Origin of the sequence: Paenibacillus enshidis (assembly GCF_042136365.1) — a bacterium.
Lineage (GTDB): Bacteria > Bacillota > Bacilli > Paenibacillales > Paenibacillaceae > Paenibacillus > Paenibacillus enshidis.
This window is the reverse complement of record NZ_JBHHMI010000001.1, coordinates 243,416-269,144: the sequence shown is the minus strand read 5'-3', so window position 1 is coordinate 269,144 and position 25,729 is coordinate 243,416. Positions and strand designations below refer to the sequence as shown.

Genomic DNA, 25,729 nt, shown 5'->3' with positions numbered 1-25,729 from the left:
AATTACAGATACAAAGACGGACGGCGGTCTTCGAACACCGGAATCCGGCCCCGTACCTCTTTGACAAGCTCCGGCCGGATCGTCCCGGTGACGATTTCCTCCTGCTCGCCTCCCTCAGCGATCACCTCTCCCCACGGGTCGATAAGCATCGAATGGCCGAAAAATTCTGTTGTGCCTCCTGTTCCCACCCGATTGCAGGCAAGCACATACATCTGATTTTCAATTGCTCTTGCCATCAGCAATGTCCGCCAGTGATGCAGCCGCGGATGCGGCCATTCCGCTGGCACGATCAGCATGTCGGCTCCCGCCAGCGCCAGCCTGCGTCCAAGCTCCGGAAAGCGGATGTCGTAGCAAATCGATGCCCCGGCCTTCATGGCACCGTCGAGCTCGAACAGCACAGGCTCACTGCCGGCCTGCAAATACTTCTCCTCATCCATTAGACGGAACAGATGAATTTTCGAGTATGAAGCAGCCGTATTACCGCTTCGGTCGAATATATAGGTTGTGTTGTAGATGCCTCCGTCCGCTTTTTTCTCCGCGATCGAGCCTGCCACGACATTCACCTGATGCCTGCGCGCGAAGGCGGACACCCATTCTCTTGTTTCCTTTCCTTCCACATCAGCCAGTTCATGAATCTGTTCCAGGGCATAACCGGTATTCCACATTTCCGGAAGCACGATCACATCCGGTTTGACGGCAGCCATCACAGCCTGTTCCATCAGTTGCTCCATATGAAGACGGTTGACGTCCGGCTCGCCAAGCGTGATATCGGCCTGCAATAAAGCAATATTTACAGATTGGCTTGAATCGGTAGACATGGTTTCCCTCCTCCGCAGACGCCGTTAGAGTTGACCGCGTCCGCCTGCATCTCAACATTTGTATCATCATATCCCGGTCTGGGCCTGCACGCAACAGGATGTGCTTAATTCCCTCTATACAACTCGGGAATATAGTGATAGATTAGCTTTAATTGAAATTGAAGATAAAGGTCGTGTACAGTTCCATGAACAATGAGGTCTCCAACAGCAAATATGCCGCTTTTTCCATACCTGTAGCAGATGTGATGACACAGCTTCCGACACAGTTTTTTGCGACACTCGTCCAGAATGTCAACCGTGAGATTGCCGCAGGCCATGATGTCATTAATCTCGGCCAGGGCAACCCGGATACACCGACACCGGTGCATATCGTCAAGGCGCTGCAGCAGGCGGCCGCCAATCCGCTCTATCATAAATATTCGCCGTTTACGGGCTACCGTTTCCTCAAGGAAGCTGTCGCGCAGCGCTATCTCGAGGATTACGGAGTGGGGCTTGACCCGGATACGGAAGTCGCCATCCTCTTCGGCGGCAAGACAGGGCTCGTGGAGCTGCCCCAGATTTTGCTGAATCCCGGGGATGTCTGCCTCGTGCCTGATCCGGGCTACCCGGATTACTGGTCAGGCGTCGCGCTGGCCAAAGCGGAAATGTCCTTCATGCCCTTGCTGGAGCGGAACGGATATCTTCCGGACTATGCGAATATCCCGGATTCAGACCGGGACAGAGCAAAGCTGATGTTCCTGAATTATCCGAATAATCCGACCTCGGCGACGGCACCGCTCTCCTTCTATGAAGAGACCGTGGAGTTTGCCGGACGCCATCAAATTGTGGTGGCCAGCGATTTTGCCTACGGGGCGATCGGCTATGACGGCGAGCGTCCGGTCAGCTTTCTGCAGGCCGCAGGCGCCAAAGAGGTCGGCATAGAGTTTTATACTTTGTCCAAAACTTATAACATGGCAGGCTGGCGCGTAGGCTTCGCGCTTGGCAACGCGGAGATCATCTCCCGCATCAATCTGCTGCAGGACCATATGTATGTCAGCCTGTTCGGCGGCATTCAGGAGGCGGCTGCAGTGGCACTGACCTCATCGCAGGATTGTGTAGCCGAGCTGGTTGGCCGGTATGAATCGCGCCGCAACGCCTTCTTCCAGGCGCTTGCGGACATCGGCTGGAAAGCAGAGGCACCACAGGGCTCGTTTTTCAGCTGGCTGCCGGTGCCGGAAGGGTTTACATCCGCTTCCTTCGCGGATTTGCTCCTGCGAGAGGCCAAGGTTGCCGTGGCTCCCGGCATCGGCTTCGGCAGCCACGGCGAGGGCTACGTGCGTGTCGGGTTGCTGAGCACAGAGGAACGGCTGGTGGAGGCCGCGCAGCGGATCGGCCGTTTAAACCTGTTCCGCTGATAGCGGGATGTTAATCCTTTTGCCAAAATGCGGCGGCCGTGATATTCTTGGTGATAAGAAAAACATCTATCGACGTACTTTCACAGAAGACAGACCGCGTTTAGCGGAAGCTTTTCTTGAGGTTATAGAATTGTTCAGCTCCGCTGAAAACTTATAAATTCTAAAACCATAACAAAACAATAAACGCAATGACGGGGCCAGTAAGAGAAGCGGTGGCGACCAGAGAGTAAATTCCGACAGGCTGTGAGAATTTACCGTTGACCCTCTCCGAACCCTACCCCCGAGCGGCCTGCATCTGCAGGACGTCCTCTGACGTTACAGGAATGAAGTCGGATGATGCCAATCATCAATAAAGGTGGTACCGCGGAAGCTCAAACTTTCGTCCTTTGCTAAGGATGAAAGTTTTTTTGTTGTCTTTTTACAAATGAGTCTATGCCATTAAAGGAAGTGGAACCCATGTCTTCACGTATTGTTGTCAAAATCGGCAGCAGCTCGCTGACCGGGGATGAAGGGGGGCTGAACAGGGATGCAATTTCGTTCTTTGCGGCGGAAATGGCGGCCATGCATGCCGAGGGCCACGAGCTGCTGCTCGTAACCTCAGGCGCTGTGGCGGCAGGCTTCAGGGAGATCGGCTACCGCTTTCGCCCGAAGCAGCTGCATGAGAAGCAGGCCGCTGCCGCTGTAGGTCAGGCCCTGCTCATGCAGGCTTACCAGCAGGCCTTTGGCAGCCACGGGATTACAACAGCCCAGATTCTGCTGACACGCAGTGACTTCCTCATCCGCAAGCGGATGAATAATGCGCGCCGCACGATGGAAGAACTTCTGGAGCAGCGGGTGATCCCTATTTTCAACGAAAACGATACCGTTTCGGTCGATGAGCTGAAATTCGGCGACAACGACATGTTGTCCGCCCTCGTCGCCAACCTGTCCAAAGCTGCTCACTTGAGTATTATTACGGATATGGACGGCCTGTACACCGCGGATCCGCGCAAGCATCCACAGGCGGTCCGCTTTGACAGAATTTCCGAAATTACGGAGGAAATTTACGAGCTTGCCGGCGGCTCCGGCTCTTCCGTGGGTACGGGCGGCATGCGCTCCAAGGTGGAGGCCGCCAAAGTGGCCGTGCGCGGCGGTGTGCCGGTATTTGTGGGCAGGGTAGCTGAACCGGGGGATCTGCTGCGCAGCGTTGAAGGCACGGGACGGGGCACTTATTTTGATACCCATCTCTCTTCCCTGCCCGTGAAAAAGCAGTGGCTCGGCTTTATGTCCACGCCTCTTGGAACCGTGCATGTCGATGCCGGGGCCGAAAAAGCGTTGCTTCACGACGGCCACAGTCTGCTGCCTGTCGGAGTCTTTAACGTGGAAGGAACGTTCAGTGCCGGCGATGTCGTTGAAGTCGTGGGGCCGAAAAAGCGCATTCTGGGAAGAGGCATCGTCAATTATGACGATGAGCAGCTCCGGTCGATTTTGGGACTCCCCAGCGGAGACGTTATCCGAAAAATCGGGACCATTCACAGGCTTGAGGTCATTCATCGGGATGAGTGGATTACATTGTGAAGGCCAAGCCGGCCTTGCAGGACATTACTTGAGGAGGTAGAACGAAATGAGTGAAGTAAAGGATAAGACGTCGTTGGCAAGAGCTACGGCCGGGGCGTTAAACAAACTCAGCACACAGCAAAAAAATGAGGCGCTGCTCGTTATGGCCGAAGCTCTTGTTCAGCACCGTGACGAGCTGATTGCGGCGAATGATGACGATTTGCAGCGTGGTCGTACAAACGGTACCTCGGAGTCGCTGCTCGACCGGCTCAAGCTTACGGAAGCGCGGATTGAAGGTATTGCCGAAGGTTTGCGGCAAATTGCCGCCCTGCCCGATCCGGTCGGTGATACGCTGGAGGTGCTGGACAGACCGAACGGGCTGCATATCGAAAAGATTCGGGTGCCGCTCGGCGTAATCGGCATCATCTATGAGGCCCGTCCCAATGTAACGGTGGACGCCGCCGGACTGTGCCTGAAGACCGGCAACCCGGTCGTGCTGCGCGGCGGCTCAGCCGCCCTGTCCTCCAACCGGAAGCTGGCGGAAATATTGCATGAGGCGCTCGACACTACAGCCATTCCACGGAATGCGCTGCAGATTATTGAGGACGCAGACAGAGCTTCTGTAGACGAAATGCTGAAGCTGAACGGACTGATCGACGTTATTATTCCGCGCGGAGGCAGATCTCTGATCCAGACTGTCGTGCAGAACGCCACCGTGCCTGTGATTGAGACCGGCGCCGGGGTGTGCCACACGTATCTGGACGCTTCGGCTGATCCGGCGATGGCGGAACAGATTGCGCTCAACGCGAAGGTACAACGCCCGTCTGTCTGCAACTCGATGGAGACGCTGCTCGTTCATGAGGATTTTGCGTCTGCCCATCTGGCCCGACTTGCAGAGCGCTTCCGGGAAGCGGGTGTGGAGCTGCGCGGATGTGACAGAACACGGGAGCTGGCGCCTTTTGCTTTGCAAGTCACCAAAGAAGACTACGCCACCGAGTACAACGACTACATTCTGAACGTGAAGGTTGTAGGCGGTCTGGATGAAGCTCTGGAGCACATTGCCCGCTTTGGCACGATGCATTCCGAATGCATTATTACCGAAGACGAGGCAAATGCCGCGCGTTTTCTGCAGGAGGTTGATGCGGCAGCGGTCTATCACAATGCTTCCACCCGCTTTACCGACGGCTTTGAATTCGGCTTCGGGGCGGAGATCGGCATCAGCACCCAGAAGCTGCATGCACGCGGACCGATGGGTCTGCCTGCCCTTACTTCCGTCAAATATATCGTCCGCGGTGGCGGACAAATCCGCGAATAAATCACCCCTGAGAGGGTTAGCGTCAATATTAAAGATATCCAGGAGGTAAAATTCAATTATGTGTGAATCTGCACCAAAGACCTTAATTTCACAGCAAATCGTTTTCTCGGGTGCCGGCTCGCTTGCCGAATCCCTGATCAAAGGCATGATTGCCCGCCATGTAGTATGGCCTGAAGGGATTACTGTAACCAACCGCAGCAATGCGGCAAGACTGCTGGAGCTTAAAACACGCTACGGGGTATTGACCCAGAATGATAAGGCCGACAAAGAAGAACTGCTGCGCCGCGCGCCCATCATCGTGCTCGCCATGAAACCGAAGGACGCAGGAGCGGCGCTGAAAGCTATGGGTCCTCTGTTGTCTGAAAATCAGCTGCTCATCTCCGTGATCGCCGGACTGTCCATTCGTACGATGCAGCAGTTGCTTGGCCGCAACCAGCCGATTGCCCGTACGATGCCGAACACCTCAAGTTCGATCGGGCTTGGCGCCACAGGCATTACCTTTTCGAAGGAGATTTCTCCGGAGCAGCGGACCAGCGTGCTGCAGATGTTCGAATCCGTTGGCACCGTCACTATCGTTGACGAGGATAAAATGGAAATCCTCACCGGCATTTCAGGCAGCGGCCCGGCTTATGTCTATTACTTGATGGAAGCCATGATGGCCGCCGGTATCCGCGGGGGGTTGACAGCAGAGCAGTGCCGGGAGCTGACCGTGCAAACCGTCCTTGGAGCAGCCCGGATGGTACAGCAGACTGAAGAAGAGCCGTCCGCGCTCCGCGCAAAAATCATGTCGCCAAACGGCTCAACCATTGCCGCGCTGCAAAAGCTGGATGAAGGGGATTTCTTCGAAACCGTCATCAGCGCAGTCTATCGCAGCGCAGAGCGCTCCCGTGAGATGGGAGATGCGTTAAAGGAGGGAATTGAATGAGCTATTGCCAGGCAACCTACCGCGTATACGACGACAAAGCAGATTTTAACAAAAAAGCCGAGTCAATCGCGGTAGGCATGACTGTCGGAAGCTGGACAGAGCTGCCACAGACGAAACGTGAAGCCATGCAAAAGCATCTCGGTCAGGTCACCAGCGTGGAAGTGGTGGACAATGGTCCCGGACAGCGCTATGCCGATCTGACCATCGCCTATCCTGATGTCAATTTCAGCGCAGACATTCCCGCACTGCTTGTCACGGTGTTTGGTAAAATATCGATGGACGGGCGCATCAAGCTGACGAAGCTCGATTTCTCGGAGCGATTTCTGTCCGCCTTCCCCGGCCCGCGTTTCGGCATTCAAGGGGTGCGCGAGCTGCTGAATGTGCATGACCGCCCTCTGTTTATGAGCATCTTCAAATCCGTCATCGGATTGAATCTGGATGAGCTGAAGGAGCAGTTTGTGAAGCAGGCGCTGGGCGGCGTCGTTCTGATCAAGGATGACGAAATTCTGTTTGAGAACGAACTGACTCCGATCGAAAAGCGCGTGGAGGCTTGTCTCAAGGCGGCTGAGGAAGCTGGCCGCGAGACAGGCAAAAAGCTGCTTTACGCCGCCAACCTGACCGGACCGACCTCCCGGCTCAGAAGCCAGGCGATCAAAGCGGTGCAGGCCGGGGCGAATGCGCTTCTGTTCAATGTGCTGGCTTACGGCTACGATGTCCTGCATGAGCTCAGCTCCGACCCGGACATCAATGTACCGATTGCAGCCCACCCGGCGCTGGCGGGGGCCTTTTACCCTTCCCCTTACTATGGCATTTCAGCATCCGTGCTGCTCGGACAGCTCATGCGCCTGGCCGGGGCGGACCTGGTGCTCTTCCCTTCCCCTTACGGGTCGGTTACGATGCCGCGCGAAGAGAACATGGCCATCCGGGATGAGCTGCTGCGTACGAATTTGCCTATAAAAACGAGTCTGCCCGTACCTTCGGCAGGAATTCATCCGGGGCTTGTCCCCTTGATTTTGCGCGATTTCGGCCAGGATGTCGTGATCAACGCCGGCGGCGGTATCCACGGCCATCCGATGGGCACGGAAGCTGGCGGCCGCGCTTTCATGCAGGCCATCGAAGCTGCGGGACAGAACATTCCGCTCGCCGAATACGCTGCCTCCCATCCTGAACTGCAGTCTGCTTTGCAATTATGGGGTGGAGAACGATGACAGCAGTGAAAAAACCCGTCATCTTTTGTGATTTTGACGGCACGATCACTGTGAGCGACAATATTGTCGCCATTATGAAGCATTTCCGCCCGCCGGGTTATGAACCGATTCTGGATGATATCATTCAGCAGCGAATCTCCGTCCGTGAGGGTGTCAGCGCGATGTTCGCCCTGCTCCCCTCGTCGCGGAAGGAGGAGATTGTGCAATTTGTGCTTGGACAAGCCGGCATCCGCGAAGGTTTTGGACGCTTCCTTGACTATTTGCAGGAGCAAGGTATCGAATTTTATGTGACCAGCGGCGGCATGGACTTTTTTATCGATCCGTTGCTGAAGCCTTTCGGCATCCCGCATGATCATATTTTTTGCAACGGTGCCGATTTTTCGAGAGATCACATCGAAATCACTTGGCCCCATCCTTGTGATGACCAGTGCAGCAACATGTTTGACAGCGGCTGCGGCATGTGCAAGACGACCGTTATGCGGCGTTTTCCTGCCGATAGCTACCGCCGGATACTGATCGGGGACAGCCTGACCGATTTTGAAGGTGCGAAAATTGCCGATTTCGTCTACTCCCGCTCCATACTGACCGACAAATGCGCGGAGCTGGGCGTGTCCCATGTTCCGTTTGCAACGTTTGACGATATCGTCTCTGATCTGGAATTTAAGTTTGAAGAAGGAGTGCTGTAAGTGAGCCTGGTCCATATTCCTGCCGAGGAAAAACGGCGTGTACTCGAAGAATTGGCAGACGTAAAGGAACTGTTCGCTGCCCGCAACTGGTTTCCCGGCACAAGCGGCAATCTGTCGCTGCGGGTAGGTGAAATGGATGGCGACCGGTTCCACTTTGCCATTACCGCGAGCGGGAAAGACAAAAGCAAACGCACACCGGAGGATTTTTTGATCGTGGATCAGGAAGGCCGTCCGGCGGAGACCACCGGTCTGAAGCCAAGCGCGGAGACGCTGATTCACTGCGAAATTTACCGCCTGACAGGCTGCGGTGCCGTGTTCCACGTCCATACCGTGTTTAACAATCTGATTTCCGAGTATTACGGGGAACAAGGCGCCGTACCACTTCAGGGCATTGAGCTGATCAAGGCTTTCAACATCTGGGAGGAAAATGCGGCGATTGCCGTTCCTGTATTGCCCAACTACGCCGATATTTCCGCCATCGCCAAGCTGGTACCTGGTGTATTAAATGAGCAGGTTCCCGGCATTCTGCTGCGTAATCACGGTATCTACGCGTGGGGCCGTGACACGTTTGAGGCCAAGAAGCATCTGGAAGCCTTTGAGTTTATGTTTGAGACGGTCTACAGATCTTTGCTGCTGAACAAATAATGCTCGTCATGTAAGGCACCTGACAGTTCGAGTAAAGGAGATGTCCCAAAAGGTCTGTTGATCCTGGGCTCTCCTTTTTCATGTTCTGAGACACTCCGCTCTCAACAAAATATCTAAGAAATAGTTTGTAAGATTTTCGCAATCTCATTTTCAACCACGGAATCGTCTATAGAATCCAGATATTCAGGTGTAAGCAATTGATACTTTTTCATGTTATAAAAATCAATAATTGCTTGTTTCAGGGTGACATCATACTGGATGGAAAAGGATGGCTCCATCATACGCCGCAGCACAGCATCATCTTGAACCATAAACAGCACTGCATTCATTCTGTTAAAAATGTTCTGCTCCATCCCGGATTCAAAAAAAGCTTGTAAATTTTGATTTCTATTTATTTGGGCAATGGCCAGATTTTCAAAAAGATGCGGATAAAATTCTTTGAGATCCTGTAAAAACACATCAGATATATAAATGACGCTTATCAACGATTGCAGAAACGTTTTTTGAAAGCGCTCAACAAAAGATACAGAGTCATCCTGTACAACAGCATCAACCTCTTGCAGGAAGCTGACCGAGTACTCTACAACCTGCTGGATGATTTCATCCTTGGATGAAAAATACTTATAAAGCGTCACTTTGCTAATATCCATATATTTTGCGATATCGTCTATTTTTAATTGGCTGAATTTGGTGTTGCGAATAACAGGTTTTATTTTGGCGATATATTTATTTGTACCTGCGGGTTTTCTCACGAATTTGAAGCCTCCTTCGACACTCATAAACGATATTATACCAAATTTTCAGCACCACAAACACTATTTATAAATTTAATTAAGTTAACCAAAATAATAAAAATAGTTTACTTAGTTAATTCCCTGTTATATAATCACTCTGTAACCGGACATCCCATACCTGAACCATTAGAGGAGGACTAAAAAGTATGCGTATTTTTGTAACAGGCGCGACGGGCTTTGTTGGCTCCGCCGTCGTCCGCGAGCTTATCGATGCAGGGCATCAGGTCGTCGGCCTTGCCCGTTCAGACAAGGCCGCCGCATCGCTGATTGCAGCCGGGGCCGAGGTACATCGCGGTGCCCTCGACGACCTCGACAGCCTTCGCAGTGGTGCTGCCGCTGCGGACGGCGTCATTCACCTTGCTTTCATCCATGACTTCTTGAACTTTGCGGCCGCTTGTGAGGCAGACAGGCTCGCGATTGAAGCGATTGGAGCAGTGCTCGAAGGCTCTGGCAAACCATTCGTGGGTACCTCGGGGACGCTCATGCTCCCGCCGGGACGTATCGGGACGGAAGAGGTCGAACCCGCCCCAGGAGGGCCGCGGAGCTCCGAGGAAGCGACGCTTTCGCTGGCTTCGCGCGGGGTGCGCGCGTCAGTGGTGCGGCTTGCACCGTCGGTCCATGGCAATGGGGATCACGGCTTTGTTCCGACTCTGATTGGCATCGCGCGTGAAAAAGGCGTGTCAGCCTATGTGGGTGACGGCTTGAACCACTGGCCTGCAGTGCACCAGCTTGATGCCGCACGTCTCTTCAGACTGGCGCTTGAGAAGGGGGAGGCCGGAGCCAGATATCACGGGGTTGCTGATGAGGGCGTGCCATTCCGGGATATCGCTGGCATCATCGGCCACCATCTGAACCTGCCAGTGGTCAGTATTTCCCGCGCAGAGGCAGACGGCCACTTCGGCTGGATCAGCCACTTCGCGTCCGTCGGCGAACAAACATCGAGCGCATTGACCCAGGAACGTTTGGGATGGCGGCCAGTGCACCCTGCACTGATCCCGGATCTCGAACAGGGTCACTACTTTAACCGTTGAACATCCTTCACCTCTTCACTGCCCGGACGCTCCCTATCTCAAGAAACCGGGCCGGGACATTATAAAAATTCCTTTCATGGCTCACACTAGCATGGAGACCAAAAATTGAACAAGGGAGCGAATCCGATTGGCAACAGTTCTATACATTACAGCCCATCCGCATGACCATCACAGCTCTTACAGCATGGCTGTGGGAGAAGCCTTTCGCACAGCCTATCAGCAAGCGAATCCGCAGGACAAGGTAGAGCATCTGGATCTATACAAGATTCATGTGCCGCATATTGATGCCGACGTATTCAGCGGCTGGGGCAAGCTCGCTTCAGGCACGGAGTTTTCGCAGTTAAGCCCGGACGAACAGACGAAGGTGAACCGTCTGAATGAAATCGTCGATCAGTTCGTCAGCGCCGACAAATATGTTTTTGTGAACCCGATGTGGAACTTTTCGTTCCCTCCGATTTTGAAGGCTTATACGGACGCCGTCTGCGTGGCAGGCAAAACGTTCCGCTATACCGCTGAAGGGCCGGTAGGTCTGCTGACCGATAAAAAGATGCTTCATATCCAGGCCAATGGTGGAATTTATTCCGAAGGACCGGCCAAGGAGCTGGAGTCCGGGAGCCGTTATTTGCGGATCTTGAGCGGCTTCTGGGGCATTTCCTCATTTGAGGCGCTGTTCGTCGAAGGCATGAACGCCCAGCCAGACCGGGCGCAGGCCATCAAAGAGAAAGCAATAGAGCAGGCGAAAAAGCTGGCGGCCACATTTTAAAGAAGAAGACGATACAACAAAAACCGCTCAACGAAGTTCTCGTTGAGCGGTTTTGCTCCATTGGACGTTAAAAGGTAAAGCATCCATCCAGCTTGGTGTAAACATTGCCGCCAGGCTGGATGACCGCGTTCAGCGCTTTTTGTCCGGGATATAGCCGTGTTGTGTGCTCAGCTTGCTCTCCTCCTGCTGCCCATAAGCAGCTTGGTCCCCCCTCCGATCAGCACCAACGAAACGATTACTGTACGCAGGTGAGTATCAATCCGCTCCTGCAGGCGCAGCTCCGGTAAACGCACATCAATAAACGGCACAACCATGTTCATCATCACAAAGTACACACCCATGCAAAGCAGAATCAGCCCGAGCAGCTTCTGGTGCTGCGCAAACATTTCCAGAATCGGTCTGTCCTCAAGCGGCTCCCGCTCATAGCGGCTTGCCTGCTGCAGTCCGTCAAAGAAGCTGTAGAACCAGATCACGGGAATCAGAAACAAAAACACGCTCAGTCTAAGGACATCAAGGATATAAATTCCTCCGACAAACAATAACATGAGCTGCAGCCCGCGCTTTTGCAGTCCGAGATACATTTGACCAGCCCCCGGAAAGGCGGACAGAATCATGGCCAATACCTTGCTGCGCCGGCCTCCGACTCTTCCGAGCTCAAATTCCTCGAACAGGGTGCGGTCGCCCAGAATGTCTCCGGCCTGCCTGTGCTCAATGTATCGAAGGGCATCAAACACACAGTAAAGCCAGATGACAGGCAGAATACCGAGAAACACCAGAAAGCTCTCTGTGCCCGTGATGACAGCAGCAAAAAAGGTCACAACACCAATGCCGAAAAAGGTGATCAGAAACGACAGCCCCCGCTGCATCAGGCCCATGTATAAATGACCCAACCCCGGGATGAACGAAAGCAGAATGGTATTGAGCTTTTCACTCTTCCTGGATACCGGCTGCGGGATATGCTGCTCATAATCCGGGAATGTACCCGGGTAAGCACCGCCGCCTTCCCCGGGAGGCCCATAGGGGTAACCCGCAGGCGGATAATAAGCATTCTGACTGCTGAGCAGCCTGAGCAGGAGATGCAGCATGCTGATGCCCCATACCGCCACCGCCCCCAACATAGTTAGCAATATAAAGGTATCATCACTGGAGATTGCGAACAGCAGCAGTCCTCCTGCTATACCACCAAAAAACAATAACATATACAAAAATCCGGCCGCTTTCCTGTTCCAATAAAAGAACCCGAGACCAGGCACCATATTCAAAAGCAGCGCCAACAGCCTGCTCCGCTGTGGATCATCCGGCATGTTTGTTTCATCCTTTCTGTATTATCATTCAAATCCAAGGTCTGAAGCGGTGCGGTCCGCTACTGCTTCATCCTGTCCAGCCAGCCGGTGGCCGCTTTCATTGCCTCAGCGCTGTACGAAGGGGCAGAGCCTTGCTCCAGCAGCAGCGACCGCTCAGCGGTCAGCTTGTCGAAAGCGCCCGAAAACAGAATCAGGAGCGTAATGCTCGCAGCCAACGCATAATGGAAAAAGGCGTGCTCATACCAGCGCTGCCCAGCCTTCTTGCCGGACGCTGCTGCGTTATTGCTGACCGGCAAACTGGCCATAACCCGCTCGGCAAACGAGACCGGATTGTCCAACTGCGGCAGACGATCCTGCAGCCGCTCAAGCTCTTTCATGTATTCCGCAAAAATGGCTTCATCCTCAAGCAGCAGCTGTTCTATGTAATCCGCCTGCTCTGCGGTGCAACCGCCATTCATATAAGTCCTTATGTCCTGTGCTGATATGCCGCTGCCGCCGTTCATCGCCATTCTTCCTCCTTCCAGTGGCGCCGAATCCACTGCCTTGCCCTATACAATCGGGATTCGACCGTTTTTAAAGCGACCTGCATCTCTTCCGACATTTGCTCGTAGCTTTTGCCCTGCAAGTAAAAGGCGGTAACCATTTCCTTGTGCTGCTCGGGCAGCGATTCGATCTTGTCCGCCAGTTCCTTGCGCCTCTCCTGTCGGATCAGTCTGCCCAGTATATCCTCTTCCCGGGAAGGAAGGACTAACAAAGCCTCGTCCCCCACGGTCATATCAGCCGTTCTGCGACTGCGCCTTCGTTTGGCATCGATGGCTTTACGGACCGCTATTCTAGTCAGCCATGACTTAAAACCTTCATTGCGGTACTGGGAAAGAGAAGTGTACACCTGTACGAACGTTTCCTGGGAGACATCCTCCGCTTCCTTTGCATCCTGAAGAACCGAATAGGCCGTCTGGTATACATGCCTGCTGTACCGGTCCACCAGTTCGCGAAAAGCGCTCTGTTCCCCGCGCCGGATCCGTGCGATTAACATGTCCGTTTCAATGACTGTCTCCTCCTTCCCAAACCTATAGACGCAACAGCCTGCAGTTCCCCCTGCAATTTTTATAAAAGTTTTTATTTATTTCGTTATCGAGTTAGATAAGCATGAGTATCAACTGCTGGTGCAGGAATTTGCCGCCATCCCGCAGCATGCTTCGATATGATCTGCAGCAGCTCGCTTAAAGCGGGTGACTGCCACTTTTTTGTATGATACACAACCTGTGTCGAGACACGCTGCAAGCTGTCATCCCAGTTCAGCCGCAGCAGCTTGCCCTCCTTCAGCTCATTCTGTACGGTTACGAGCGGCAATAATGACAGACCGAGCCCTGTCATAACACACTGCTTGATGGCCTCAATGTTCCAAAATTCAAGACTCGGATCCGGGAAAATTCCGCAGCTGTTCAGATGCTGCTCAAAAAGGGCTCTGTAAGTGCAGCCGGCTTCGGTATGCAGAATCGTTTCCTGTCTGAGCTGAGCGGGCTCTACTCGCTCCAGCCCTGCAAGCGGGTGACCCGGCGGAGCGATCAGCGCCATCTCCTCTTCAACAAGCAGCTCGGTATGGAGCTCCTTATCCTCTGCTTCCGGCTGCAGCAAAAAAGCCAGATCCAGCTGTCCCGACCGGACCTGGTCCTTCAGCTCCCGGCATAAGCCGGGTTTCAGGGTGATTTTTACATTAGGATAACGGTCACGGTATTCCCGCAGCACGGCAGGCAGACGGTACACGGCCAGCGATTCCGGTGCACCGATCATCAGTGTGCCGCCCATTTCTGTAACCGAATGGACAGCGTCTTTGGCCAAAGCATGCATTTTGGCAATTTCCTGGGCATAGGGCAGAAGCTTTCTGCCCGCATCTGTCAGTACAATTTTCTTGCCTATTCTATCAAACAGCGGTGTGCCCAGTTCCGTTTCAAGCACCTGAATCTGCGCCGTTATGCTGGATTGCGCATAATCGAGCCGCTGGGCGGCACGCGTAAAGCCTCCCTCTTCCACGACGACAAGGAATGTAAATAAATTGCGGGATTCCATAGCTCCTCCTCTTCCATCGATAATACCGATGCAAATGATTTAATAATTCCGTTTTTCCGATGAACCTATTATCTGTTAAGCTGGATTCAAATTCAAGGAAAGAGGAAAGACCACATGGAATCTAACACATCTCAACAACAACTGAAAAAAACAATCGGAACACCTCAGGCCGTGGCTCTCTATATCGGAGCGGTCATTGGTTCAGGCGTACTGATCGTACCCGGGCTCGCGGCGGAAATGGCCGGTCCTGCCTCGCTGCTGGCCTGGGGATTTATGACCCTGCTTATTTTGCCGATGGCCCTTTCCATGGGACTGCTTTCGGCCAAATACCCCAATGCCGGCGGTGTATCCCACTTCGTCACCCTTGCTTTCGGCCCCCGTGCCGGGGCTGTTGTCGGATGGTTCTTTCTGATGTCCGTGCCGATCGGGGCTCCTGTCGCCGCACTTACCGGCGCCGGTTATTTGACAGCCGCGTTGGGCTGGGGTGAGCATGCGCGCATTGTCATCGCGTCCCTAATTCTGGTCTGTGGTTTGCTGGTCAACTGGTTCGGAATGAAGCTTGCCGGCGGCATTCAAATTGCCGTGGTCATCGCCATTGCAGCCGTGCTTTTATTCGCATTTGCCGTTTCTGTGCCGCAAATGGAGACAACGCATTTTGCGCCCTTTCTTCCGCACGGCTGGCTCAGCGTCGGTCAGGCGGCGGCTATTTTGTTCTGGTGTTTTATCGGTTGGGAAGCTGTGTCTCATATGTCGGAGGAATTTAAAAATCCGCAGCGGGCGGCGGTAAAAGGAGTAATGATCGCTGCCGTTATCGTCGGCATCCTTTACTTCCTGTCCGCGCTGGCTGTCGTCGGCACGGGAAGCTATCTTGCGGGCGCGGACACAGCGCTGGTTCATCTGATCAGCGCTCCACTTGGACATCTGGGAGCCTTGATGGTTGGGGTTATGGGCATTTTTATCTGTACAGCCACCATTATCGCTTATGCCGGCGCCGCTTCACGCGTGGCATACGCCTTGGCACGCGAAGGACATGCTCCGGCATGGATGGGCCGGGTGTCCGGTACTTACCATTCTCCTGCGGGTGGACTGCTCTTTCTGGGCGTTTCATTTGTCCTGGTCATGACGCTGTACGGAACTCGGCTGGTTTCGCTGACAACACTGATACAGCTGCCGAATGCCGCCTTTATTCTGACTTACCTGTGCGGATGCGCTGCGGGGATCCGTCTGCTGAAGGAAGACAGACGCGCACTCGCTGTAAGCTGGATTTCTTTTATATGCACGGCTGCGGTCTTTCCGTTTACGGGCTGGGCGATGCTCTATCCCTGTGCCATTCTCGTCGTGTGCTGGGCTGCAGGTCTGCTGAGACAGCAAAAAAGCGGGCGCACTCGCACACCGCTATCCGATCAGCCTCCGGCCGGCAAATAAGCAAGTTCAGCATCACCCTTACCTGCCATTTTAATCGGCATTAGGGTGATGCTGAAATGTTTCCAGATCAATTCTGCGGTTGCCCAGCAGTTCAACTCCTTCAGATTGCAGAAACAGGCATTGCAGTTCAGCCGATTCGTCATCCTGGACCGCAATTTCGCCCTTGGCATTAACCACACGATGCCATGGCAGTTGATGTTTCCGGCTCATGGAATGAAGAATCCGGACGACCTGCCTTGCGGCACGGCTGCTTCCCGCTTCTCTCGCGATTTGTCCGTAAGTCATTACTTTTCCTTCCGGAATCTGTTGAATCACTTCAATGACCCGGGCTGTAAATGGTGTCAAGCTTGAAATCCTCCTGTCCAAATAAGCTAAGTAATAGCGGATATGTACATCCTAAAGAGAATTCGGCAGGAGATCAAGCCGTTCGTACCGCCAAGACAATCCTAACATCCTAACGGACCACAGCGCCGTTATTTTGCGAAATCAGCAGCTTTCAGTGCTGTAACGGACACCACAAACCTTATTGTGCATTGATGTACACATATCCGACCTTTTTCAAGCAAATAGCGGCTCTCCCGTCCGTTAAAAATGAAAACGGCGGCTTTACAGGCAAATAAGGTCATTCAGGTCCGTTAGCTTCATACGATCTGATCTGCCGTCACCAACGTTCACGTTTTTCGGGATCAACCCACTAGATTAAGGCTATAAGATCCCCTTCTATTTTTCCCGGAGCCGTGGTAGGGGCATATCGCTTTACAACTTTCCCCTTCCGATCGACAAGGAACTTCGTGAAATTCCATTTGATTCTGTTGGAGAGAACTCCTTTTTTCTGCTCCTTCAAAAATGCAAAAAGAGGATCTGCGTGCTCTCCATTTACATCAATTTTCGCATACATGGGGAACTTCACTCCATAATTCAGCTGGCAAAATTGAGTGGTTTCTTCTATATTGCTAAATTCCTGATTATTGAATTGATCACAGGGGAAGCCAAGAATCTCCAGCCCTTCAGCTTGGTATTTTTCATACAGCTCCTGCAATTCTTTGAATTGAGGTGTAAAACCGCATTTGCTTGCCGTATTCACAATGATTAAAATTTTGCCTTCGTAATCTTTTAACGATCTTTTTTCACCATTTGGCTTGTTCACTTCAAAATCATATACGGTCTTCATTGTAAAATCCTCCCAGATGAACCGGATTGGGGATTTGTATGATCCCCTTCTTCCTTATTGTAAGTCTTTGATGTTGATTTACTCAACTATTGCGTATGCACATTACCTTTGGAGCATAATAACAGGGACACTTGAACAATGGAGGATTTTGCATGCTCGATAATCTGGAAAGCAATTATGACTGTGCGAACGCCAGTGAGGATCTGCAGCAATTAAAGCAGCAGCTCGCTTCACTCCGTTCACAGGGCGCTGATGACAAGGAAACCCGTGAAACCATTAACCGGCTGGAAAATCAGATTTCGTTCATTATGAACAAATGTGATATCAACCAATAATGGACAAATAATGCAATCGCGAAACAAAGCCGGGTCCTGCACAGAATCCGGCTTCTTAATTCTGTTCCATTGGATTGCCGTAGTCTGTTGTCAGCGTACAGCGAAAATAAAATTCCACCTGATGCATGTCCATATGCCAAGCCTTTGATACACGATTTTCCCCGATAAATCCCCGTGCATACATCACTCGATTAAACAGTGATTCTCATATGTATTCCGGCGATCGTCGAGCCTTGGTGTCCCGTTCGGTTGCTAATCTCGTATGGCTTGAAATCCATTCTGGTATAAAACAATAGATCTCTGGTGTTTATGTTATGACAGATGAGATGCAGCTCCTGAACCTTCAACTTCCCGTACACTGTCGGAGGTGCCAATGCTATTCTTAAAATCAAGATGCTTAAATCCCCATCCGCACATATCAGTCAAAACAGAACCCAGTGTTTTCCCATGTTCGGATAGCGAGTATTCGACCTTTGGAGGGATGGTTTGGTACACTTTGCGAATGATAAGTCCATCCCGCTCCAGCTCCCGCAGCTGATTGGTCAGCATACCCTGTGTCACATGGGGCAGCAGCCGTTTTAATTCACCGAATCGCTTGGTTCCTTCCTTCAGTAAAATAAACAGGATGAGCGGTTTCCATTTGCCCCCTATGACCTGCAAGGTGGTCAATATCCCCTGTTTTCTGTACAACGGGTTGTTCTCCGCGTCGTTCCCGGTGTCCATATTCTCTCCCCCTGATTTTGACCCGATTCAAGTACATACCTCTACTTTACCAAAGCATCCTGATTTTAAATAGTACTACTTATTTTCGTACATAGTACGGTTCAGCGTACTACCTTTATCCCAGATGGCATCAATCGTACTGTTTTTGAGACTATGTATGAAAAAAAAGCGTACTTTTCAAAAATATCTTTCGCTTTAATAATTGGAGGTGCAAATAAGCTGGTTTAAAAAACAGGAGGGAAACAAAATGAAAACTGTGGTAATCGTTGCACATCCGGACCTAGGGGCATCCCGTGTCAATCGGGCTTTTATGCGCGAGATTCATAATCATTCAAACATCGACGTAAGAGACCTCTACAGTATTTATCCCAATTGGAATATTGATGTGGAAAAAGAACAGCAAATGCTCTTGTCGTACGACCGGATTGTTTTTCAATTCCCTTTTTATTGGTACAGCTGTCCCCCGTTATTAAAAAAATGGTTCGACGATGTATTTACGTACGGATGGGCGTTTGGACCTGAAGGAAACCATTTGAAAGGAAAAGAATTTATACTTGCAACTACGACGGGAGGAACGGAACAAAGCTATCGAGCGGGCGGGGACAATTGGTTTACGATCAGCGAAATGTTCAGACCGATCCAAAGTACCATTACCAGATGCAAAGGTACTTATCTTCCGGCTTTTGTTACCTATAATACTACTCATGGTACCGATGCCTATTTCTCTCAAGAGGCCAAGAGATATGCAGAATATATCCAAACTTCTTCGAACTTGCTCGTGCATTGATGCAACTTTTTCTTAAAAGGAAGACAGCGGCAGCCTGGAAAAGTCCTAAGCTGTCGCTGTGTTTTGAAGTTACTTTTTAATATCCGGATTTGCAGCTATGATAGTGTCCGTCACTTCCCATAAGCTGGGCAAAAAATGAATCGTCTCCTCCGCCTTGCGGCTGAAATCCTCTCTTGCAGTTATTCTTGCCTCTCCGCCAGTCCCAGCGACACAGCCTTTTCATAAAAAGGTATGGCCTCCCTTTCCCGTCCCAGTACATCAAAGCTCCAGGCGCACTGATAATTCATCAAGGCATCCTGCGGGTACAGCTGCACCAGATCCACTAATATTTGGTTTGATACTTCAAGCTGGCCCTCGCTTCTGAGCTGCAGGGCCTTTTCCAGCTGTTCTTTCATTCTTTCACCTCTCCCCGTTTGTCAGTATTATCCACCAAATCTTCGCATCCCGCCACCTTTCAGTGATTGTTCAGGTGAATTTTATAATAGGCCTTCCGGTAATCTGTAGGCGTCATCTGCACGTATTTTTTGAAGAGACGCATAAAATATTTTTCATCCTCAATCCCCACTGTGGCGGAAACCAGTTTAACGCTTACAGAGCTGCGGGACAGGAGATCCTTGGCTTTGGCGATTTTTAGCAGATGAATGTATTCCTGCAAGTTATACCCGGTCTTTTTCTTGAAAAAACGCGACAGATAGTCACGGTTATAATTGAACCTGCGCGCCACATCGGCTGCCGAAATGTCCTGCGCCGCATGGATGCGCACCCATTCTATAATTTCCGCAATATTACGGTCCCCTTTATTTTGCTGGGAGCTGCGGTACACGTCCGTAATCGTTTGCTCGGTCAGCTCAATCAGCAGGGAAGTCGTCAAATAGTGGGCGCTTTGCAGGGAATAGTAATTGGAATGCACGACATGCTGAAGCTGCTGAAACAGGATGTTAATCCGCTCCACCGCCTGGGGCGTGCACATCAAGGGGAGATAAATATCCGTACAATTACGATCCGCATCCGGCTCGTTCAAAACCTGCCATACACGGGCCATCTCCTGCTCATCCAGCCACTCTGCCTGTGCTGACGGGATAAAGTGCAGCCAGTAAAAAGAAACGCCCTCCTCACACGGTTTATGTCCGTAGTGAACAAGTCCGGGCTGCAGAAGCAGCACCTGTCCCGGCTGCAGCTCGTACTCTGCCTCATTTTGCGTAATATACAGCGTTTTGTGAACCCCGATCAGCACTTCATAAGATTCGATACTCCGTTTGCTGTGGGTCCAGGGAACACTGGAAATAAAATGTCCGCATGATATGAATTCGACCGGATTTCTGATGTCTGTCTTTAGAAATTTCATAATCTCAGCTCCTCGAACCTTTGATCCGCGTCCGCCATTCCATTGGTCAGTATAATCCACCTTTTCTGTTACAACAGCTACTTACATCAAAATGCAATCATGTTATGATTTTTCGTGCAAGCGCTTGCAACTAATGAAAATACTTTTTTCGTACTGTACCATCCTATCTGCGTTCATTGAAGGAGGGTCATTTTGTGAGAAAGCTACAACTGTTAATCATTGTCCTGGTGTGCGCACTGTTTGCCTCAGGCTGCTCCGGAGGTACATCTCCAGGCGACAGCGCGGCAGACAGCAACAAGACGGACGGAGTCGTCACCCTCAAGTTTATGGGCTGGGAAGCCAGTCCCCTCGAAACGCAAAGCGTCAAGCAAGGTCTGGAAGTCTTCATGAAGGAGCATCCCAACATCAAAGTTGAATATCAGCCCGTGCCGCAGGCGCAGTACGTACAGAAGCTGCTGACGATGCTGGCCGGCAATTCCGCACCAGACGTCTTTTTTCTCGGCTCGGCGGAATACCGGTCTTTTCAGAAACGGGGGGTATTGCTGGATTTAACGGACCACTTCAAGGCAGATCTTTCGCTCGATGAATTTATTCCTTCGTCGGCAAGCATTATGCAGATTGACGGAAAAATATATGGAGTAAGCAGCTGTACGGTTTCCCCTGTACTCTACTATAACAAGCAACTTTTTGACAAGGCGGGCATCGCCTATCCGCCAAGCGATCCGGCCAAGGCATGGACTTGGGAACAGTTCCGCGATACCGCCAAGCAGCTGACTATTAAAGATGGCGACAAGGTTACGCAGTATGGGGCATTTGGTCTGGAAGCCTTCGCCAATACGACCGCCGAAATTTTATCCAACAACGGAACGATATTTAATGAGGACGGCACAAAAATGGCCATCAATACACCGGAAACGAAAAAGGTGCTGCAATCCGTCCTCGATCTGCGGCTCGTCGACGGCGCCTCCCCCACCGCGAAGACATTGGAGAGCATCGGCATGAAGCCTGCCCAGATGCTGCAGACAGGCAAGGTGGCGATGATGGTCGACGGTTCATGGGCGCTGCAGGAGCTGGCGAGCATGGACTTTCCTGTAGGCGTGGCGGCTTTGCCCAAATTTGAGCGTGCAATCACTCAGGGACAGGCGCATCTGCACTCGGCCGCAGGCAATACGAAGCATCCGCAGGAAGCCTGGGAGCTCGTGAAATTTTTATCCTCCGAGGAATATCAGATCGGGCTGGTGAAAGAAGGCTTATGGATGCCGAACCGCACGGATCTGTACACCGAAGAGGGCATTGCCAAATGGTATAACGACAAGGTTCATCCCGCAGGCTTCAAAGAGCTGGTTCCTTTCTTCCAAGATGCGGAAGCTTATCCTTTCTCCCTGATCCGGCAAAATAAAGTGAACGATATTATTACCGAAGAGACGGATAAGCTGTGGTATTCCGGCCAGTCGGTGGATGACACGCTCGCCAATATCGAGACAAGGGCCAACGTTGAGCTTGCCCAATGATTCCCCGGCCCACCAGCACATATTCTGACGGGCACGCCCGGTACGGCATGCCGGGCCCCGTTACGGAGGTGACCCTGTATGACTCCGAATCAAGGTTTGGCCGACCCTGGCATGGCATCCGCGGAACCGCACACGCCGGGCCGAAGAAGCAGGCTTAAGCGGTTATTTTATAAAGACGGCACCTGGGCGTTTCTGCTGCTGCTGCCCAACCTGCTCGGCTTTCTTGCGTTTACGTTTCTGCCGGTGATTGCATCCTTTTTGCTGAGCTTCACATCCTGGGATATGCTGAGTCCCATTCAATGGGTCGGTATGGATAATTATGCTGGATTGATACATGATGAGACCTTCATCAAGGTATTCTGGAACACCCTTTATTTCTCGGCCGTTTCCGTTCCATTGGGCATTGTACTGGCGCTGTTTCTGGCTGTCGCCCTGGATCAGAACATCAAGTTCAAGAAGTTTTACCGGGCCGCCTACTTTCTGCCGGTCATTTCCTCCATGGTGGCCGTCGCGGTCGTGTGGCAGTGGATTTACAATCCCGAATACGGCATTTTGAACTACTTCCTCGGCTTTTTCGGCATCAAGGGGCCGGATTGGCTGACCAGTACGGTGTGGGCCATGCCAGCAGTCATCATCACAAGTGTGTGGAAAAACATCGGCTTTAACATGCTGCTGTTCCTGGCCGGCCTGCAATCGATCTCCGAAAGCTATTACGAGGCCGCGGACATGGACGGTGCCCGCTGGTACCACAAGTTCCGCTATATTACCGTTCCACTGCTGTCACCGACGACATTTTTTGTAACCGTCATGTCCGTGATCAGCTCGTTTCAGGTGTTCGACACCGTGTTCCTCATGACCCAGGGCGGGCCGGCACGTTCCACTTCCGTCATCGTGCATTACCTCTATGAGACGGCATTTAAGTATTTCAATATGGGATATGCAAGCGCCATGGCCTATATTCTGTTTTTCCTGGTGCTGCTGATTACCCTGTTCCAGTTCTGGCGTCAAAAAAAATGGAGCATTTATTGAGGAGGGTGAACCGTGAAAACGAATCTGGGGCTGAAAATTGCCGCACACGCCGTGCTGCTTGCAGGTGCCATCACGATGATTTTGCCCTTTCTCTGGTCTGTCAGCACCTCGCTGAAAAATATCAGTGAAGTGTTTGTATTCCCGCCCACGCTGTTCGGGGAGTCCATTCAATGGGAAAATTATTTGCGCATATCAGACCGTTTCCCGTTCATGACTTATCTGCTGAACAGTGTTAAAATCACCGTGATCGCGGTGGTGGCCCAATTGATCACCAGCTCCATGGCCGGGTACGTATTTGCAAGACTCAAGTTCAAATACAGGGAGCTGCTGTTTGGACTATATCTGGCTACGATGATGATCCCGGCCCAGGTGACGATGATTCCCAACTTTATCATCATGCGGTTTTACAACCTGGTGGATACGCATTGGGCGCTAATTCTGCCCGCCCTTGTATCCGCTTTCGGCACGTTCCTGCTGCGCCAGTTTTTCCTCACCATTCCCGCCTCCCTGGAGGATGCGGCCAAGATCGACGGATGCACGCCTTTTGGGGTGTACTGGCGCATTTTCATACCTCTTTCCAAACCGGCCATGGCCACGCTCGGCGTGTTTGTCTTCATGGGCATGTGGAATGATTTTCTCTCTCCGCTCGTGTACATCAATTCACAGGAAATGATGACACTGCCGCTTGGCCTCGCCTCCATGCAGGGCATGTATTCGACGGATTGGCCTGTTCTGATGGCTGGCACCGTTATTACGATCATTCCGCTGATTGTTGTGTTCCTGCTGGCCCAGGACTTTTTCATCAAAGGCATTACGCTGTCCGGTTTGAAGGGTGAATAAACTATGTATAGAATCAAAAATTTCCATTCGAAGGGAGTATGTCCATGAGCACGATGAATAATCAGGTACAGAAAAAGATGAATCCGCTAACTCTGCAGCAGGTGACGATTCAGGACCCTTTCTGGAGCTCGCGGGAGCAAAATGTTACCGAGACGGTTGTCCCCTATCAATGGGATGCCTTGAACGACAATATCCCTGGCGCGGAGCCCAGCCATACGATTGAGAACTTCCGTCTTGCTGCGGGTGAAACCGAAGGCGAATATTACGGCATGGTGTTTCAGGACAGCGACCTCGGCAAATGGCTGGAAACCGTTGGTTTCATCCTGTCCAGGGAACGGGACCCCGAGCTGGAAAAAACGGCCGATGAGGTCATTGAACTGCTGGAAAGAGCCCAGCAGCCGGACGGCTACCTGAATACGTATTACACGGTCAAAAAACCCGGAGAGCGCTGGACCAACCTGCGCGACAATCACGAGCTGTACTGTGCGGGCCATCTGATGGAAGCCGCCGTATCGTATTACCAGGCAACAGGCAAAAGAAAATTCCTCGACATCATGTCCAGATATGCCGACTATATTGCCACCGTCTTCGGTCCGGGGCCTGAGCAAATCCGGGGTTACGACGGGCATCCGGAAATCGAGCTGGCGCTGGTGAAACTATATGAGGCCACCGGAGAGGCCAAATATCTGGAGCTGAGCAGCTTTTTCGTTGACCAGCGCGGACAGCAGCCGCATTTCTTTGACCTGGAAGCAGAGAAGCGGCAGGAGAATGCTTCCCGGAAGCGCAGCTATGACTATTTCCAGGCCCATGCCCCAGTACGTGAGCAGCAAACGGCGGAAGGTCACTCCGTGCGTGCTGTCTATCTCTATAGTGCCATGGCCGATCTGGCCGTGAAGAATGGAGATCAGCAGCTGCTTGATGCGTGCAATCAGCTGTGGAGGGATACGACACGCCGCAAAATGTACATCACCGGCGGCATCGGCTCCTCCGAATATGAAGAAAGATTCACCGTGCCTTATGACCTGCCCAACGACCGTGCCTATGCGGAAACCTGCGCGGCTATCGGTCTGATGTTCTGGGCGCACCGGATGCTGCAGATTGAGGCGGACCGGGAGTATGCCGACGTTATGGAACGGGCACTGTACAACGGTGTATTGAGCGGCATTTCCCTTGACGGCAAAAGCTATTTCTACGTCAACCCGCTGGAAGTGTGGCCGGATATCGCCAATCACCGCCACGATATGTCGACGGTCAAGGTCACCCGCCAGCCGTGGTTCGGCTGCGCCTGCTGCCCGCCCAATATCGCGCGCTTGATCGCTTCGCTCGGCCAGTACATCTACTCGCAAAATGATGAGCGTAAGGAGCTGTACGTGCACCTGTATATCGGCAGCAAGGCAGAAGTTGAACTTGCCGGCCAGCAGGTACGGTTGATTCAGAAAACCAACTATCCATGGGATGGGTCAGTTGAATTGGAGCTGGACATGGACCAGGCGGCTGAATTCGGTGTTTCCCTGCGCATTCCGGGCTGGTGCAAGGAAGCCAAAATCGCCGTCAACAGCGAGGAAGTAACAGACGCTGCAACGAACAGCGGTTATGCTTCCCTGCGCAGAACCTGGCAGCCGGGAGACCGCATCACGCTGGAATTGAGCATGCCGGTCGAATTCATATTTGCCCATCCGGCGCTGCGGGAAAATGCGGGTAAAGCCGCTCTGCAGCGCGGACCGGTCGTCTACTGCCTCGAAGAAGCCGACAACGGCGCCAACCTGCAGGATATTGAGCTTACGGCAGACGCCGCCGGGCTGAAAGCCGAATTCGACGAAAATCTGCTGGGAGGTGTGGTCGTCGTGAGCGGTGCCGCAACCCGGTCCGATACCTCGGCGGCATCTGCGGAGGAGTTATACGCCACAAGCCCTGCAGCGCGGGTACCGGTTCAGATCAAAGCCGTTCCGTATTATGCCTGGAGCAACCGGACTCCAGGAGAAATGACCGTTTGGGTCCGGTGCCGCTCATAGGACAAAGTGCAGGAAAAAAAGCGGGTGTTGGTGGAAATCGTCCACCGGCACCCGCTTTTTTA

The 25,729-nt window shown here is 52.3% G+C and carries 27 protein-coding genes and 1 other annotated feature; of the genes, 16 read left to right on the top strand and 11 right to left on the bottom strand.

The window, feature by feature from the left end; all coding sequences use genetic code 11:
* Nucleotides 1-2: 2 nt before the first annotated feature.
* A complete protein-coding gene (locus ACE41H_RS01130; protein ID WP_375352700.1) occupies nt 3-818 on the bottom strand; it encodes a carbon-nitrogen family hydrolase in 816 nt (271 codons plus the stop codon).
* A 185-nt stretch (nt 819-1,003) separates the two neighbouring features.
* Here ACE41H_RS01130 and ACE41H_RS01125 point away from each other — a divergent pair, with 185 nt between their 5' ends.
* From ACE41H_RS01125 to mtnB, 7 genes are all read left to right on the top strand, one after another.
* Nucleotides 1,004-2,212, top strand: coding sequence for a pyridoxal phosphate-dependent aminotransferase (locus tag ACE41H_RS01125; RefSeq protein ID WP_375353139.1), 1,209 nt, complete (start codon nt 1,004-1,006; stop codon nt 2,210-2,212).
* A 179-nt stretch (nt 2,213-2,391) separates the two neighbouring features.
* Nucleotides 2,392-2,602, top strand: a binding site (T-box leader).
* Between the two features lie 66 nt (nt 2,603-2,668).
* Nucleotides 2,669-3,769 carry a glutamate 5-kinase gene (proB, locus tag ACE41H_RS01120; protein WP_375352698.1) on the top strand — a complete coding sequence of 367 codons (1,101 nt, stop codon included), beginning with the start codon at nt 2,669-2,671 and terminating at the stop codon, nt 3,767-3,769.
* Nucleotides 3,770-3,815: 46 nt separating this feature from the next.
* Nucleotides 3,816-5,063, top strand: a complete 1,248-nt coding sequence (locus ACE41H_RS01115; RefSeq protein ID WP_375352696.1) for a glutamate-5-semialdehyde dehydrogenase — start codon at nt 3,816-3,818, stop codon at nt 5,061-5,063.
* A gap of 58 nt (nt 5,064-5,121) precedes the next feature.
* On the top strand, nt 5,122-5,988 hold the full coding sequence (proC, locus tag ACE41H_RS01110; protein ID WP_375352694.1) for a pyrroline-5-carboxylate reductase: 867 nt from the start codon (nt 5,122-5,124) through the stop codon (nt 5,986-5,988).
* A complete protein-coding gene (locus ACE41H_RS01105) occupies nt 5,985-7,196 on the top strand; it encodes a 2,3-diketo-5-methylthiopentyl-1-phosphate enolase (RefSeq protein ID WP_375352692.1) in 1,212 nt (403 codons plus the stop codon). The genes proC and ACE41H_RS01105 overlap by 4 nt, the downstream gene beginning before the upstream one ends.
* On the top strand, nt 7,193-7,882 hold the full coding sequence (locus tag ACE41H_RS01100; protein WP_375352690.1) for a 2-hydroxy-3-keto-5-methylthiopentenyl-1-phosphate phosphatase: 690 nt from the start codon (nt 7,193-7,195) through the stop codon (nt 7,880-7,882). The genes ACE41H_RS01105 and ACE41H_RS01100 overlap by 4 nt, the downstream gene beginning before the upstream one ends.
* Nucleotides 7,883-8,527 carry a methylthioribulose 1-phosphate dehydratase gene (gene mtnB / locus ACE41H_RS01095; protein ID WP_375352688.1) on the top strand — a complete coding sequence of 215 codons (645 nt, stop codon included), beginning with the start codon at nt 7,883-7,885 and terminating at the stop codon, nt 8,525-8,527.
* A gap of 113 nt (nt 8,528-8,640) precedes the next feature.
* On the opposite strand, the gene ACE41H_RS01090 is transcribed toward mtnB, so the two are convergent.
* Nucleotides 8,641-9,279, bottom strand: coding sequence for a TetR/AcrR family transcriptional regulator (locus ACE41H_RS01090; protein ID WP_375352686.1), 639 nt, complete (start codon nt 9,277-9,279; stop codon nt 8,641-8,643).
* Between the two features lie 188 nt (nt 9,280-9,467).
* Here ACE41H_RS01090 and ACE41H_RS01085 point away from each other — a divergent pair, with 188 nt between their 5' ends.
* On the top strand, nt 9,468-10,352 hold the full coding sequence (locus tag ACE41H_RS01085; RefSeq protein ID WP_375352684.1) for an SDR family oxidoreductase: 885 nt from the start codon (nt 9,468-9,470) through the stop codon (nt 10,350-10,352).
* Nucleotides 10,353-10,479: 127 nt separating this feature from the next.
* On the top strand, nt 10,480-11,115 hold the full coding sequence (locus tag ACE41H_RS01080) for an FMN-dependent NADH-azoreductase (protein WP_375352682.1): 636 nt from the start codon (nt 10,480-10,482) through the stop codon (nt 11,113-11,115).
* A gap of 167 nt (nt 11,116-11,282) precedes the next feature.
* On the opposite strand, the gene ACE41H_RS01075 is transcribed toward ACE41H_RS01080, so the two are convergent.
* From ACE41H_RS01075 to ACE41H_RS01060, 4 genes are all read right to left on the bottom strand, one after another.
* The gene (locus tag ACE41H_RS01075) at nt 11,283-12,419 is read right to left on the bottom strand and encodes a hypothetical protein (RefSeq protein WP_375352680.1); all 1,137 of its coding nucleotides are present in this window, start codon (nt 12,417-12,419) and stop codon (nt 11,283-11,285) included.
* A 59-nt stretch (nt 12,420-12,478) separates the two neighbouring features.
* The gene (locus tag ACE41H_RS01070; protein WP_375352678.1) at nt 12,479-12,928 is read right to left on the bottom strand and encodes a hypothetical protein; all 450 of its coding nucleotides are present in this window, start codon (nt 12,926-12,928) and stop codon (nt 12,479-12,481) included.
* Nucleotides 12,919-13,455, bottom strand: a complete 537-nt coding sequence (locus tag ACE41H_RS01065) for an RNA polymerase sigma factor (RefSeq protein ID WP_375352676.1) — start codon at nt 13,453-13,455, stop codon at nt 12,919-12,921. Before ACE41H_RS01065 ends, ACE41H_RS01070 begins: the two co-directional genes overlap by 10 nt.
* A gap of 95 nt (nt 13,456-13,550) precedes the next feature.
* A complete protein-coding gene (locus ACE41H_RS01060; protein ID WP_375352674.1) occupies nt 13,551-14,489 on the bottom strand; it encodes a LysR family transcriptional regulator in 939 nt (312 codons plus the stop codon).
* A 114-nt stretch (nt 14,490-14,603) separates the two neighbouring features.
* On the opposite strand from ACE41H_RS01060, the gene ACE41H_RS01055 reads away from it, so the two are divergent.
* On the top strand, nt 14,604-15,914 hold the full coding sequence (locus tag ACE41H_RS01055; RefSeq protein WP_375352672.1) for an APC family permease: 1,311 nt from the start codon (nt 14,604-14,606) through the stop codon (nt 15,912-15,914).
* Between the two features lie 30 nt (nt 15,915-15,944).
* Here ACE41H_RS01055 and ACE41H_RS01050 read toward each other — a convergent pair whose 3' ends face one another.
* Together ACE41H_RS01050 and ACE41H_RS01045 are read right to left on the bottom strand one after the other, a co-directional pair.
* Entirely contained in the window at nt 15,945-16,259 is a 315-nt protein-coding gene (locus tag ACE41H_RS01050; RefSeq protein ID WP_375352670.1) for an MGMT family protein, read from the bottom strand.
* A gap of 349 nt (nt 16,260-16,608) precedes the next feature.
* On the bottom strand, nt 16,609-17,085 hold the full coding sequence (locus ACE41H_RS01045; RefSeq protein ID WP_375352668.1) for a glutathione peroxidase: 477 nt from the start codon (nt 17,083-17,085) through the stop codon (nt 16,609-16,611).
* A 152-nt stretch (nt 17,086-17,237) separates the two neighbouring features.
* Between ACE41H_RS01045 and ACE41H_RS01040 the strand changes: the two genes are divergently transcribed.
* Nucleotides 17,238-17,420: a DUF2524 domain-containing protein gene (locus ACE41H_RS01040; protein WP_375352666.1), complete on the top strand. Its 183-nt coding sequence runs from the start codon at nt 17,238-17,240 to the stop codon at nt 17,418-17,420.
* Between the two features lie 312 nt (nt 17,421-17,732).
* Here ACE41H_RS01040 and ACE41H_RS01035 read toward each other — a convergent pair whose 3' ends face one another.
* Complete coding sequence (locus ACE41H_RS01035) at nt 17,733-18,143, bottom strand: winged helix-turn-helix transcriptional regulator (protein ID WP_375352664.1); 411 nt, start codon at nt 18,141-18,143, stop codon at nt 17,733-17,735.
* A gap of 247 nt (nt 18,144-18,390) precedes the next feature.
* On the opposite strand from ACE41H_RS01035, the gene ACE41H_RS01030 reads away from it, so the two are divergent.
* Nucleotides 18,391-18,930 carry an NAD(P)H-dependent oxidoreductase gene (locus ACE41H_RS01030; protein ID WP_375352662.1) on the top strand — a complete coding sequence of 180 codons (540 nt, stop codon included), beginning with the start codon at nt 18,391-18,393 and terminating at the stop codon, nt 18,928-18,930.
* Between the two features lie 179 nt (nt 18,931-19,109).
* Here ACE41H_RS01030 and ACE41H_RS01025 read toward each other — a convergent pair whose 3' ends face one another.
* Together ACE41H_RS01025 and ACE41H_RS01020 are read right to left on the bottom strand one after the other, a co-directional pair.
* Nucleotides 19,110-19,325, bottom strand: coding sequence for a hypothetical protein (locus ACE41H_RS01025; RefSeq protein ID WP_375352660.1), 216 nt, complete (start codon nt 19,323-19,325; stop codon nt 19,110-19,112).
* 59 nt (nt 19,326-19,384) lie between these two features.
* A complete protein-coding gene (locus ACE41H_RS01020; RefSeq protein WP_375352658.1) occupies nt 19,385-20,275 on the bottom strand; it encodes a helix-turn-helix domain-containing protein in 891 nt (296 codons plus the stop codon).
* Nucleotides 20,276-20,469: 194 nt separating this feature from the next.
* Between ACE41H_RS01020 and ACE41H_RS01015 the strand changes: the two genes are divergently transcribed.
* The 4 genes from ACE41H_RS01015 (at nt 20,470) to ACE41H_RS01000 (ending at nt 25,667) form a co-directional block, all read left to right on the top strand.
* Nucleotides 20,470-21,786 (top strand): ABC transporter substrate-binding protein, encoded by a 1,317-nt coding sequence (locus tag ACE41H_RS01015; protein WP_375352656.1) that lies wholly within the window; start codon nt 20,470-20,472, stop codon nt 21,784-21,786.
* A 111-nt stretch (nt 21,787-21,897) separates the two neighbouring features.
* Entirely contained in the window at nt 21,898-22,815 is a 918-nt protein-coding gene (locus tag ACE41H_RS01010; RefSeq protein WP_375353138.1) for a carbohydrate ABC transporter permease, read from the top strand.
* A 12-nt stretch (nt 22,816-22,827) separates the two neighbouring features.
* Nucleotides 22,828-23,655 (top strand): carbohydrate ABC transporter permease, encoded by an 828-nt coding sequence (locus ACE41H_RS01005; RefSeq protein ID WP_375352654.1) that lies wholly within the window; start codon nt 22,828-22,830, stop codon nt 23,653-23,655.
* Between the two features lie 44 nt (nt 23,656-23,699).
* Nucleotides 23,700-25,667 carry a glycoside hydrolase family 127 protein gene (locus ACE41H_RS01000; protein ID WP_375352652.1) on the top strand — a complete coding sequence of 656 codons (1,968 nt, stop codon included), beginning with the start codon at nt 23,700-23,702 and terminating at the stop codon, nt 25,665-25,667.
* Nucleotides 25,668-25,729 lie beyond the last annotated feature (62 nt).